This is a genomic window from Metabacillus litoralis, assembly GCF_020524045.1.
Taxonomy (GTDB): domain Bacteria; phylum Bacillota; class Bacilli; order Bacillales; family Bacillaceae; genus Metabacillus; species Metabacillus litoralis_C.
The window spans coordinates 57,098-70,444 of sequence record NZ_JAIVKL010000020.1 but is presented as its reverse complement, the minus strand read 5'-3'; the positions used below and the strand labels follow the sequence as shown (position 1 = coordinate 70,444).

Annotated in this window: 12 protein-coding genes and 1 rRNA gene; 5 read left to right on the top strand and 8 right to left on the bottom strand. The window is 33.8% G+C overall.

Annotated features, from left to right (window positions below; translation table 11 throughout):
* Both LC076_RS20840 and LC076_RS20835 read right to left on the bottom strand, forming a co-directional pair.
* Positions 1 to 94, bottom strand: a 16S ribosomal RNA gene (locus LC076_RS20840); the annotation flags it as partial.
* 283 nt (positions 95 to 377) lie between these two features.
* Positions 378 to 563: a hypothetical protein gene (locus LC076_RS20835; RefSeq protein WP_226671078.1), complete on the bottom strand. Its 186-nt coding sequence runs from the start codon at positions 561 to 563 to the stop codon at positions 378 to 380.
* 114 nt (positions 564 to 677) lie between these two features.
* Here LC076_RS20835 and pdaB point away from each other — a divergent pair, with 114 nt between their 5' ends.
* Positions 678 to 1,442, top strand: coding sequence for a polysaccharide deacetylase family sporulation protein PdaB (gene pdaB, locus LC076_RS20830; protein WP_226671077.1), 765 nt, complete (start codon positions 678 to 680; stop codon positions 1,440 to 1,442).
* 70 nt (positions 1,443 to 1,512) lie between these two features.
* Here pdaB and LC076_RS20825 read toward each other — a convergent pair whose 3' ends face one another.
* Positions 1,513 to 2,112: a KinB-signaling pathway activation protein gene (locus tag LC076_RS20825; RefSeq protein WP_226671076.1), complete on the bottom strand. Its 600-nt coding sequence runs from the start codon at positions 2,110 to 2,112 to the stop codon at positions 1,513 to 1,515.
* A gap of 147 nt (positions 2,113 to 2,259) precedes the next feature.
* Between LC076_RS20825 and gerD the strand changes: the two genes are divergently transcribed.
* Positions 2,260 to 2,910 (top strand): spore germination lipoprotein GerD, encoded by a 651-nt coding sequence (gene gerD, locus LC076_RS20820; RefSeq protein WP_226671075.1) that lies wholly within the window; start codon positions 2,260 to 2,262, stop codon positions 2,908 to 2,910.
* 217 nt (positions 2,911 to 3,127) lie between these two features.
* Here gerD and LC076_RS20815 read toward each other — a convergent pair whose 3' ends face one another.
* The 3 genes from LC076_RS20815 to LC076_RS20805 all read right to left on the bottom strand — a co-directional run bounded on the left by LC076_RS20815 (position 3,128) and on the right by LC076_RS20805 (position 5,509).
* Positions 3,128 to 4,189 carry an Mrp/NBP35 family ATP-binding protein gene (locus LC076_RS20815; RefSeq protein ID WP_226671074.1) on the bottom strand — a complete coding sequence of 354 codons (1,062 nt, stop codon included), beginning with the start codon at positions 4,187 to 4,189 and terminating at the stop codon, positions 3,128 to 3,130.
* 89 nt (positions 4,190 to 4,278) lie between these two features.
* A complete protein-coding gene (cwlD, locus tag LC076_RS20810; RefSeq protein WP_226671073.1) occupies positions 4,279 to 4,989 on the bottom strand; it encodes an N-acetylmuramoyl-L-alanine amidase CwlD in 711 nt (236 codons plus the stop codon).
* An 82-nt stretch (positions 4,990 to 5,071) separates the two neighbouring features.
* Positions 5,072 to 5,509, bottom strand: coding sequence for a DUF2521 family protein (locus LC076_RS20805; RefSeq protein ID WP_226671072.1), 438 nt, complete (start codon positions 5,507 to 5,509; stop codon positions 5,072 to 5,074).
* 320 nt (positions 5,510 to 5,829) lie between these two features.
* Between LC076_RS20805 and LC076_RS20800 the strand changes: the two genes are divergently transcribed.
* Positions 5,830 to 7,203, top strand: coding sequence for an amino acid permease (locus LC076_RS20800; RefSeq protein ID WP_226671071.1), 1,374 nt, complete (start codon positions 5,830 to 5,832; stop codon positions 7,201 to 7,203).
* Positions 7,204 to 7,647: 444 nt separating this feature from the next.
* Here LC076_RS20800 and asnA read toward each other — a convergent pair whose 3' ends face one another.
* Positions 7,648 to 8,580, bottom strand: coding sequence for an aspartate--ammonia ligase (gene asnA / locus LC076_RS20795; RefSeq protein WP_226671070.1), 933 nt, complete (start codon positions 8,578 to 8,580; stop codon positions 7,648 to 7,650).
* A 285-nt stretch (positions 8,581 to 8,865) separates the two neighbouring features.
* Between asnA and LC076_RS20790 the strand changes: the two genes are divergently transcribed.
* Entirely contained in the window at positions 8,866 to 9,498 is a 633-nt protein-coding gene (locus LC076_RS20790; protein ID WP_226671069.1) for a LysE family transporter, read from the top strand.
* A gap of 68 nt (positions 9,499 to 9,566) precedes the next feature.
* On the opposite strand, the gene LC076_RS20785 is transcribed toward LC076_RS20790, so the two are convergent.
* A complete protein-coding gene (locus LC076_RS20785; RefSeq protein ID WP_226671068.1) occupies positions 9,567 to 11,090 on the bottom strand; it encodes a glycine betaine uptake BCCT transporter in 1,524 nt (507 codons plus the stop codon).
* 362 nt (positions 11,091 to 11,452) lie between these two features.
* Between LC076_RS20785 and LC076_RS20780 the strand changes: the two genes are divergently transcribed.
* Positions 11,453 to 13,285, top strand: coding sequence for an LTA synthase family protein (locus LC076_RS20780; protein WP_226671067.1), 1,833 nt, complete (start codon positions 11,453 to 11,455; stop codon positions 13,283 to 13,285).
* Positions 13,286 to 13,347 lie beyond the last annotated feature (62 nt).

Here is a 13,347-nt window from a genome sequence, read left to right as displayed (position 1 = left end):
TATCAGGGAGCAAGCTCCCATCAATTCGCTCGACTTGCATGTATTAGGCACGCCGCCAGCGTTCGTCCTGAGCCAGGATCAAACTCTCCAATAAAGTAGTGTTTGACTTGCTCATAGTTGTTTCGTTTTTGTACTGTATAGTACGTTTTTTGTTAATCGAAATTAACGTTGGCACGCTTGGTTTTGTTTAGTTTTCAAAGATCATTTTTGTCGTTTCCGTCAGAAGCGACTTTATTAATTTAACACATCGCAATATCTAAGTCAACCTTTTTTAAAAGTTTTTTCTTTCAAAGTAGATTAACTTTCGAATCACTTTGTCAGCGACGAATAATAATATAACATCTTTAAATTAGTAAGTCAACAACCCTTTCAATTTATTATTTCAGTTTACTTAATAGGCTCATTAAAATTTTCGTTCTTTCCTTTAGTGCTCTCTCCTTCAAGCTATTTTCCTGTTCTTTTATCCTTCCACTTTCTAATATATCATTTATACTCTTCAACTCATCCAACAATATACTTTCTAATTCTAAACGCTCTTTTTCTTTAAACATATAGTAAATCATATAACCCTCCAACTTTTTAAACATTCTTTCTAATATTTTTACTTTCTAATCATTTTCAAAAGGGACAAAGCATAGACTTGTCTCAAAGAAGAATGTTGAACGAGGAGGCCCATTATGAATCAAATACATGTTTTCCATATTAAGAAGATTAAGCAAATTGCTTTAATTATGGTAGCAGCATTTTTTACTGCAGGCATTTTATATGTAGAGAACGTATTAAACTATCCAGTCTTTTCAACCTCAGATGGTCCAAAAGCCATTTATAGAGGCGATTCTAGTAACAAGGAAATTGCTTTAACATTTGATATTAGTTGGGGAGACATCAAAGCAGAGGAAATCCTAGATACACTTAAAAAACAACAGATAAATAATGCAACATTTTTTCTTTCCGCTTCATGGGCAGAAAGACACCCTGATGTGGTAAAACGCATAATAGAAGAGGGACACAAAATCGGAAGTATGGGCTATAACTTTGAAGACTATAGAGATCTTGAACCTAATGAAGTTAGAAAAGATTTAAATATGGCTCAAGAGGCTTTTACAAAACTAGGTTTAAAAGATATCACATTGTTACGCCCACCTAGTGGTAGATTTAACAAGGAAGTACTAAAAATTGCACAGCAACAGGGATATACTATTGTTCACTATAGTATTGATTCAGAAGATTGGACGAATCCAGGTGTTGACGTGATAGTAAAAAACACGACCGCTTCTATTAAAGGTGGAGATATTGTCCTTTTGCATGCTTCTGACTCTGCTAAACAAACTGTTAAAGCCATTCCTGAAATTATAAATGAATTAAAGAGCAAAGGTTTAAAAAATGTAACCGTAGAAGATATTATTGCTAATGCTAAAACAAAGTCATCTGAAGTGAAATAACCATATAGAGATAAAAAGCCAAAAAAGCACCCTAAAACGTATGATTTACATTTTAGGGTGCTTTTTCTCTTTATTTTGAGTTTGTGAATTTTGGCAGCATAAGTAGTTGATAAGCATTACAGATTTGAATAGGCACTAACATAAGTAACAACCAATTCTCTTCATTTACTCTTAATGCTGGAAACCACTCAATCGTCGTGACAACGATCATAAAAAATAGCGCGGGAATAAATGCTTCTTTATTCGTATCCTTCCTTTTAAAGAATGCAAGAATAAGCCCGACTAAAAATACATAAATGGCAATACCGAAATATGGAAGTAAAGAATCTGCTTCATTCGCAAAAAGCTGATAACGGAAATACACTAAATCAAAAAGAACAAACATAATTAGAATAACTTGTGCTATATTCCATAATTTAACAGATTTAAAAATCCCCAATCCGAATCTATGTATTGTTAAATATGCAAAGAACCCCATTTGACTTATCACACTAAATATTAAACCTACCCCAAATAACCAAAATAGAATAGATAAGATCTCAATAATTTCAAAGTTTATAAATAAGTCTTTATATTCTGCCCATTTAAGAACAAACCCGATAATACCTGAAGAAACTCCACCTATAAGTAAAGTACTTAAAAAGAAACGCACCCAATTTCGACTTTTCACTAAAATATCCTCCATCTCATTACTACTTATGATTTTACCAATCCTTTTATAAAAAAGCCATATGAGAAGCATTTTCCTCGTATAATTTCTTTTATCTAACTTAAAAATATAACTACAAAACGTAAATTGAAAGGAGCCTGAATGACCATGAAGAGATACACGCTCCTCATGATTTTCATGATATTTTTGTTAAGCATCTTTACGTCAGGCTGTGCACCACGAGAAGAATCCGGCAGCCAAATGGATTACGAACAAACAAAGAAGATGGTTGTTGATATATTAAAAACAGACGATGGAAAGAAAGCACTACAAGAGGTTATGAAAGATGAAGAAATGAAACAAGTATTAATAATGGATCAAAGTATAGTGAAAGAAACAATACAAACCACTTTAACATCTGAAAAGGGTACAAAATTTTGGCAAAAAGTGTTTGAAGATCCTAAGTTTGTCGAAAGTTTCGCTACAAGCTTAAAAGATGAGCATGAAAAAGTAATTAAAGACTTAATGAAAGATCCAGATTACCAAAAAATGTTGATTGAAATATTCCAGGATCCAGAAATGGAAAAGAGTATGTTAACAGCTGTAAAGAGTCAGGAATTTAGAAAGCATCTACAAGATGTTATTATGGAGACTTTATCTAGTCCGCTTTATAAGGCAAAAATCCAGGAAACTCTTTTAAAAGCCGCTGAGGAAGTTGGTCAACAAGGTGGCGGTGGCCAAAAAGCTGAAGAAGAAAGTGGTGGAGGCGAAGGTGGATCTGGTGAAGAGCAGAGCGGTGAAGGCGGCGCAGGTAGTTAATCTCTTTTCAGTGTATTAAAGTAAAGGCTGTTTTCATAATACTTATGGGCTTTTCTTTCTAAGATCACACCTGTTATCCGCTAGTACACTGGTTCTGGTTCTAACAGATAAAGACATTAATTAGCAACAATCTTAGTTAAAGAGGTAAATTACAGAAAGTAAAAAAAGCTCTTAGGTATGATGTATAGTCTATCCTAAGAGCTTCTTTATTTTTAATTTAACCTTTAGCAGGAATAATACCTAAGACTTGTTTTCCAATCTCTTGATAAATTTGACCAATTGGATGATCTTCTGCATAAACTGAAGGAGCAAAATCATCATCATTCCAATCAGGCTGTTGAAGTGGAATTTTCCCTAGTAAAGGTACTCTAAGTTCCTCTGCTAGCTTTTCTCCCCCTCCACGACCAAACACATATTCCTTTTCTCCAGTTTTAGCACTTTCAAAATAGGCCATATTTTCTACAACTCCAACTACTTCATGGTCAGTTTGAAGAGCCATAGCACCTGCTCTAGCCGCAACAAATGCTGCAGTTGGATGTGGAGTTGATACAATGATTTCTTTACAAGCTGGCAACATCGCATGAATATCTAGCGCTACATCACCTGTACCCGGTGGTAAATCTAATAAAAGGTAATCTAAGTCACCCCATTCAACTTCATTAAAGAAGTTGTTTAACATCTTCCCTAACATTGGACCTCTCCAAATGACAGGTGCATTATCTTCAACAAAGAACCCCATTGAAATAACCTTGACACCAAATCGTTCTACTGGGAAAATTTTTTCTCCACGAACGACAGGCCTTTTGGTAACGCCCATCATATCAGGTACACTGAAACCATAAATATCTGCATCAATTAGACCTACTTTTTTGCCTAAACGCGCCAATGAAACAGCTAAATTAACAGAAACCGTTGATTTACCTACTCCACCTTTGCCACTCGCAATAGCCAGAAAAGTTGTCTTTGATTGAGGAGATAATAACGAGTCTGATTTTTGTTCTACTGTATCTTGATATGCTGAAATTGTACTTTGTGGTAACTCTTGAAAGCGAAGTCCAACGGATTCTGCTCCCGCTTCTTTAACTAAAGCAACTATTTGCTGTTGAAGCTGAAGTTGCTCTGCTGTATTTAATTTTGAAATACCTATTTTCAGGCTAACATGTGCCTTTTCTTCTTTGATTTTCACTTCTTCAATGGCACTTAACTCTTCTAATGATTTATGTAAAAAAGGATCTTGAAGTTGTCCAATAATTTCACGTAACTTTTCTTCTCTTAGCATGTTAACCACCCTTTATGCATTCGTTTTCATCAGTATAACATAAAATAAACAATAGTAAGAAAGACAAAGGATTGGCTTTAGGTTTCGTCTTACTCAGGTGGATTTTTCTCATTTGTAAAATATCTCATGACGCCATTATAGATGGAAGCTGCGACTTTATCTTGATAATCTTCTGTTGAAAGCAATCTCTCTTCTTGATGATTTGATAAAAATCCTACCTCTACTAACGCTCCAGGTTTATCAATATTTCTCAAAAGATATATCCCATCAATTGGTTTTGCCACTCGTTCTGTATTTTCTAAATTACTTCTTAGTTCATCTTGTATATATTTTGCAACATGTTCATTTTCTACATATTTCCCATGATAAAACGTCTGGGCCCCGCTCCATTTCTCAGAGGGAATAGCGTTTAAATGGATTGATAAAAACAAATCAGCATCAGAATCATTAATAATATTTACCCGTTTTTTTAAATCCTCTGCTTTTCTTCTACTATATCCAGATGTATCCTTATCCGCTAAGTCGATATCTTCTTCTCTTGTTAATAAAACTAAAGCGCCTTGTTCTTGCAGATAATCACGTAATACTAAAGAAATACTTAATGAGATATCCTTTTCTAACGTATTACTCCCTACTGCTCCTCCATCTGGTCCACCATGTCCTGGGTCAATATAGATGACCTTCCCACTAAGAGGTAAATTCCATGATTCCCAAGAATGATTATCTTTAAATTGCCACTGAAATAATATAAGTAATAATACAAAACCACCAATAAAGCTAATCCACTTTATTTTTTTCATCTCATTCCCTCCTGCTCGTCCTCTTTTAGAATATATGGGACAAAGAGGAGGAATATGATAAAGATGTCTTTCTACTTTTCACTTAATGTAATCTGAGTTTATATCTTTTCTCACCCTTCACATAACCTTGCTTCCACATTGAATGGATATAATATTCGCACGCAATATAAACCTCATCAAAAGAGATATCTTTGTCATTCATCTTTCCAAAATTCAAGAAAAAGTCAAACATCTCATCAATTATTTGTCTTTCTTCCAGTTGGCACCTTTTGTTTGCTTGATTCATACTTTCCCCTAAATATCCGAACTTACTGTACTTCGCTCCAAGCAGGAAAGATTCAATAGCAAAATCAACGCAACCATCTTCGATCACTACTTTTTTTACGATATGCGAAAAACTTCCAAAGCAAGAATCAATCTCTTGTTTGATTTCCGCTAATGATAACTCGCGTAGCATCCTTTTTTCATATTTAAGTTCTTTTTGATGTCTTTTTTGCTTTAAAGAAATTATTTCATTCATATTAAAATCCTCCCTTAAATGTATTGTTTAACAGTCCGAATTTATCATTCGTAAAAACTTTTCCAATATCATCTAAGTATTAGCCTCTTATTAAAAGGATGTATGTGATTAATAAACATTTAGGAGGAGAGAATTTGTACAAATTACTATAAGTAAAAGTCATATTTATTGATCACCTTGAAAAAGTTCCATCGACTTGAACAGACCCGACAAGCAAAATCATTTCCCGCGAAATGATTAATCCATAATCAATCCTTTTTTCGTTACATAATCTTCTTACATTTAACTAAGAATAGCTTTAGATATTATAGGAGGCAATTATGGTAAACACATCCAACAATCAAAAATCAGGTAATAAAAATAAACAATCTACTACAGGTAATTTAGCATGGTGGCAACTTTCATTAATTGGCATTGGTTGTACAATAGGAACTGGTTATTTTCTTGGATCTAGCATTGGAATTAGTGTAACTGGTCCCTCTATTGTATTTTCCTTTCTTTTAGCAGCATTAGGGACCTATATTGTTTTCAATGTATTAGCAAAGATGACTGCAGCAGATCCACAGGATGGTTCGTTTTGTTATTATGCTGGTCAGGCATTTGGGAAGTGGGCAGAATTCAGTTGTGGTTGGAATTATTGGTGTTCAAATATCTTAATTATGGGGAGTCAATTAACTGCACTAGCAATCCTTTCACAATTTTGGTTCAAAGATGTACCTCTATGGGTTTTTGCAGCAGGATACGCCATTCTTTCTATTTTAGTTGTTATTAGCGGAACAAATGGTTTTGATAAGTTTGAAAATTTATTTGCCATTATTAAATTTTCAGCCATTCTTATGTTTATTATTTTAGGATGTGCTGCTCTCTTTGGTTGGATTAAAGGCGACAGTAATCCTACTGGTCTTCCTACATCTACTGGTGAAATTTTTGCTGGTGGATGGAAAGGGTTTTGGGCATCTCTTATTTATGCCTTTTATGCATTTGGAGGTGTTGAGGTTATTGGTATTATGGCAATGCAATTAAAGAAAAAGGAAGATGCACCCAAATCAGGAAAAGTCATGTTAATCGCACTAACATTCGTTTATATTTTATCTTTAGTTCTTGCTGTTACTTTAGTAGCAACAGATGCCTTTCATGCGGAAGAAAGCCCTTTTGTCACGGCATTAAACGAGTATAACTTGGCTTTTTTTCCACATGTATTTAATGGAGCTATTATTATAGCCGGTTTTTCTGCAATGACTGCTGCATTATATGGAGTAACAAACCTTCTTGTAACACTATCTGAAGATGGGGACGCACCTAAATTCTTTTCCAAGAAGCTAAAATTCAAGGAACTTCCTTTACCATCACTAGCACTCGCATCAATTGGTTTATTAGCTTCAATTATTACCGCATTATTATTACCTGGGAAAATATACGAATATATTACTACTGCTGCTGGAATATTGGTATTATACAATTGGTTTTTTATTATTATTTCAGCGCTTCGATTATTGGAACAAACTTTTATGAAAAAAGCATTTTCATTCATCGGTCTTTTATTGATTGTCGCGGCTATCACAGGGACATTATTTGAGAAAGCCGTTCGACCTGGCTTTTTTGTCAGTATTCTATTTCTTGTTATTATTTTAGCTATTTGTTTGATTATGAAAAAGAAATGGAACAAACCTGGTCATAAGATTCGGTATTATTAAAGATGGTCATTCGTCATTATATAAGGCTCTCTTCTCAAAGCATGTTGTTTTTTCCATATATAAGAAGAGGCTGGGACATAAGTATTAAAGACAATGATCAACCCGAATTATTAGGTAATATGTCAATTAAACATTCGCCTATTAGTTCGGGTTTTTATTTGCTGTCTTCAATTAGATTTTTTGATTTTGCATACTATTTTTAAAAACTAGTGGAATGTAGCGGAAGACATTTGACTCCTGCGGGTGCAGAGGAAAGGCTGAGACCCCACAGGCGCTTGCGCCGAGGAGGCTTAGCTTCCTCCCCGCGGAAAGCAAATGTCTGCAGCGCAATGAAACGAACTTGTTTCTTTCAACTTAACTGAAATTTAGATTTATTCGTTTTTTGTATGACATCTTTAATTATGTCCCAGCCTCTTTTACGATTTCACATAGTTAACAATCCACTTAACTTGATAATAGAAACATACTGAGTCTAGATTGACCAATTCCACCACCTATAGTTTGAGGGAGCTCATCATTGATAATTTTTTGATGAAAGTATAAACGTTCTCTTTCTCCATTACCAGATATCTTTAGTTGGTCCAGTAAAGATTTTCGATCAACTCTAATACCCATCGAAGAAATTTCATGAGATTTTTGTAATATTGGATTCCAAAAAACAATATCCCCATTTAGATTCCAATCATCATAGTCAGGTGAACGTCCATCATGCTTTTCTCCAGATTGTAAAACTCCACCTATTTGCATGATAAACACCGCAACATATTCTTCAGTGATTGCATCTTCTCTTTGCTTTGAAGTGAAATGCGGATAAAGATCTTCAAGCTCTTGTGTCGTAATAAAATATATGTCTTCTGGCAATATAGATTTCAAAGCAGGATGAAATTTTGACATGTGGATTTCTGTAGCTTTTATCGCACGATATATTTTAGCTACCTCTTTTTTTAATGTATGAATGTTTCGCTCTGTTTTCCCTATCACCTTTTCCCAATCCCATTGATCAACATAAATAGAATGGAGATTGTCTAACTTCTCATCTCTCCTAATAGCATTCATATTTGTATAAAGTCCTTCACCAATGGTGAATCCAAATTTATCAAGCGCAATTCTTTTCCACTTTGCAAGAGATTGAACAACTTCAATTCTAGGCTCTTCAATGTCTAAAGCAGTAAATGACAGCATTCTTTCTACACCATTTAGATTATCATTGATCCCTCTCCCACTTGGGACAATTAATGGAGATGAAACATTTATTAAATCTAAATATTCATATAGTTTGGATTCAAAAAAATCCTTTATTTCATTGATTGCAATTTGTGTATTCATTGCATTTAAATTTGACTTGTATTCACTATTAACTATCGATGGCTTTATCATAAAATTCCCCCAAATGTAATATAGAGTTATACTCTTAACCTGCTGAGAAATGCTATTTCTTCTTATCTGACTATAGCTAATTCCTTTAATTTTCTTTTTTTATAACCAAAACCACATTATGTAAGACAATTTCCAAATGTTACAAAAGACACAAATGTAAAATCATACAACTACCTATAACTAATGCAAAAACGATGACGATAACTTTTCTTAGTCATAGTTAACTTCTTTATTCATATAATTGTACAAGTTATAAAAAGCTACTTTTTAGGAGCGTGGGTTTTATTGAGTGTTAGTATTTTAATAAGTTATATCTTTCTTGGCCTATCATTAGCTGCCCCAATAGGACCTGTGAATTCTGTTCGCTTAGATAAAGGAATTAAAAATGGGTTTTGGCATGCTTGGATCGTTGGAGCAGGGTCGATGATTGCTGATGGACTTTTTATGTTGTTTGTTTATCTAGGAATGGTTCACTTTTTAGAGGTACCAATTGTTCAAATCTTTTTATGGCTATTTGGAGGATTCATCTTAATCTATTCAGGAATTGAAAGTATTATAGGTTCAAATAAGGTTCAGTTAACTGTGACTAGGAAAAAGGATTCACTAATAAAGTGCTTTCTCACTGGGTTCATTATGTCTATTACAAGTCCGTTATCCATCCTTTTTTGGTTAGGTATATATGGCTCTGTTTTAGCAAAAACGGCACAAATGAATGGTACAAGCCAATTGTTAGTATATAGTTGCATGATTTTCGTCGGCCTAACATTATGGGACTTATTTGTAGCGGCTTTAACGACAGGCTTCAGAAAATACCTTAATGATAGCAGCCTTAAAGTCATATCGATTATATCAGGGTTATCTCTACTTGGTTTTGGTGGATACTTTGCCTATCAAGGGATTCTAGCATTATTCGGATAATATAGACTTTAAGAAAGTATACATATGTCAAATAAAAGCTCTTAACCTAATGGCTAAGAGCTTTTACTTTATTTCTCTATCTTCTTTTTTGGAATTGGCTTAAAGTATAAACCTAGTTCGCGCTTTTCTTTATTCAACGATATATAAAGAGAGATCATCATTAATACAATGATAAAAGAAAAAGGAAAGGCTGCTATAATCAACGCATTTTGTAGAGCCTGTAATCCACCACTATATAATAAAATTAACGCAACTGTAGATTGAGCAATACCCCATGTTAATTTAACTGAATTTGGTGGCGTTAACGAGCCGTACGTTGTTTGCATTCCTAATACAAAAGTTGCAGAGTCTGCAGAAGTAATAAAGAATGTACTTATAAGTGCTATCGCTATAATAGATAAAATAGTTGCTGCTGGCATTTGGCTAAAGATTGCAAATAAAACCTCTTCTGTTGCAAACTTTGTTAAATCAATGATTTCTGCCTTTTGAATCTCAATTGCTGATGTACCAAATGTGGCGAACCACACAAAACTAACAAGAGCTGGAAATAATAGTACTCCTACTAAAAACTCTCGAATCGTACGTCCTCTTGATACACGAGCAATAAAGATCCCAACAAATGGTGACCATGAAATCCACCAAGCCCAATAAAAGATTGTCCAACCATTAATCCAGTTACGATGCTCTTCATTTAAAGGAGCAATTCTAAAACTCATTTGAGCAAGATTTTGAATATAACTTCCAACTGTATCGGTAAATATATTTAGAATAAGAATTGTAGGTCCTATAAAAAACATCATAATAAATAATGTAATCGCTAATACCATATTTGTGTTACTTAGATATTTTATTCCTTTACCTAAACCTGACCATGCTGAGATCATAAATAAAACTGTTACGATTGCTATTATAATAAATTGAACAGTGAAATTATTAGGTATCCCGAATAAGTAAGTTAAACCTCCATTTATTTGTGCCGCTCCAAAACCTAACGTTGTTGCAACACCAATAACTGTAGCAAAAACAGCTAATACATCTACTACTGTTCCAAGTGGCCCTTCCATACGTTTTTTGCCTAGTACAGGTTTTAACGTAGCCGATATTAAACCTGGTTCATCTTTACGAAACTTATAATATGCTAAGGCTAAGGCTACAATTGCATATATTCCCCAAGCATGAATACCCCAGTGGAAAAATGTATACCTCATAGATTCTTTAAAGGCTACCGAGGTTCCACCTTCTGATAAAGGAGGACTCATAAAATGTGATAACGGCTCAGCTGCTCCCCAAAACACAAGACCAATACCCATACCAGCACTAAAGAGCATGGCAAACCATGTTCCTTTTGAATATTCAGGCTCTTCATCTGCTTTACCTAATTTAATTGTCCCAACCGGACTAAAGATAAGAAATATACAAAATATCACGACAATCGTTACTAATGTTAGATAATACCACCCGAAAGTAGAAGTAATAAATGATTGGATATTTGCTGTAATCTCTTCAAAACTATTAGGTGCTGACACACCAAATATAACAGAAGCTAAAACAATCGCTAAAGTTATCCAAAAAACACTAGAAATTTTCTTCATAAACTTTCTCCTCTCCTTGCTAATTTGAACATGAATATAACCTAAAGTTAACAAATACATTTACCCTTTATACTCATTCATTAACCTTAGTATATTTTTCATTATGTGAAAAATGATGAAACTATGAATAGGTTATATTATGAAACACTAGGACTATCTATATTACACTATATTTGGAACTTTAAAAAGGATTCGCAACTAAAGAGTGGGAGTCCAAAAAAATAAAATCAACACTTTTGAGAATTGAAATGTTTTACCTGCTCCTCTATAGAAAGGTCTTTTTAGTCTATTTTATATGTACATATGGATTTAATTTTTATTAATGGTACATTGTAATTAAGTACAATTGACGAGGTGTGGCAATGGTTAGATCCTTCTTTTTCATGATAACGCTCTTAAGTTTATTAATAAAAAGCACCATTATGAATGTTTCATTATTTAATGAATGGAACGTGTTAACTCTACTATATGATGCATGTACGTACACAGTTATTTTATTGATCGTCTCTCTTGTTTTTAAGAAACTAAAACGATGTATGTATCTGATCCTTAACTTTATATTAACTACTTCTATCCTTGCTACTATTATGTATTATGATTATTATCAATCTATTTTAACATTTGCTTCAATTCTTCAAATAAATCAGCTAATAGCTGTCTCGGATTCTATATATGAGTTATTTTCATGGACTTACTTGATTTTTTATATTGATATTTTATTCTTTTCTCTGTTCTTCTATTTCACCCGACAAAACACATCTACACAATTAATTAAGAAGAACATTTTACCAACTAAAATATGGGCGCTCACCCTTTGCATTATCTCTTCCTTATTTAATATCTTTTTAAATGAACCCATTGTTAATGAGTATGAACGAGCCAAGTCTTTAGGGATTCTTCAATATCAAATGGTTACTTTTTGCTACGATAACTACATATCTGTTGTGGGTTATCCAGCATTTGATCCTGCAGTTCTTAAAAACTTAGGTATAGAAGATATAGAAGAGGAAAGTAAAGATTTTTTTGGTGTGGCAAAAGGAATGAATGTGATTGTGGTTCAACTTGAAGCATTTCAACAATTTCCAATCGGATTAACTGTTGATGGTCAGGAAGTGACACCTCATTTAAATGAATTTTTAGCAGAAAGTCTTTCATTTGATCACTTCTATCAGCAAATCGGCAAAGGAAATACGTCAGATGCTGAGTTCATAGCAAACACATCCATTTATCCAGTTGGAGATCGACCTATTTCTGAACTCGTTTCTAAAAAAGAGGTTCCATCTTTACCTAGACTGCTAAACGATTTAGATTATACGACAACAACCTTTCATGCGAACGATCTTGCTTTTTGGAACCGTGACGATCTCTATCCTGCTTTAGGCTTTGATCAGTATTATGACAAATCATTTTTTAAAGATGAAGATTTCATTCAATTTGGTTCTTCAGATGAAATCCTATTTAAAAAATCAGTAGAAGAGTTAGCGGACATTCATGCTAAAGGTGATTTATTTTATGCACATCTTGTGACCATGTCGAGCCACCACCCATTTACATTACCTAGGGAAAAATATAAACATATCATTAAACTACCAGCACGTTTTGATGGAACGATGGTTGGTAAGTATTTGGAAGCAACTAGTTATACAGACTATGCTTTTGGACATTTAATAAATAAATTGAAAGAGAAAGGGTTATATGATTCGACTCTAATAGCCGTGTACGGCGATCATTACGGGTTAAACCCTAAAACAAAACGAGACATCCAATTAATGAAAGAGCTTCTTGGCCGAGAATATCATTCTCTTATTGATAAGTATAAAGTGCCATTTATCTTGCATGTTCCGTCTATATCATCTTCCGGTGTTTATCAAAATACAGGTGGTCAAATTGATATCATGCCAACTCTGTTAAACCTTCTCGGTATCGATGTCAACGTGCAGTCAATGCCTTTGTTTGGTAGCGATTTAATCAATTCATCCTCTAATCTTGTAGGAACTCGTTATTATACGCCAACAGGTACATATTATAATGAAGACTATTTGTATATGCCAGGGAAATCGTATGAAGATGGAACCTTTATTGATTTAGATACACTTGAAGTGCAACCGGCTACGTCTTTTTCAATTAATGAATATCAGCGTTTGCTAAAGTTATTAGACGCTTCAGATTCTTATTTTTATTCGTTAGAAAAGTGAAATGGAACTGTTGATGCTTGCTGTTTTAAATCCATGGAGACTAGACAAGATATACTGGTTCT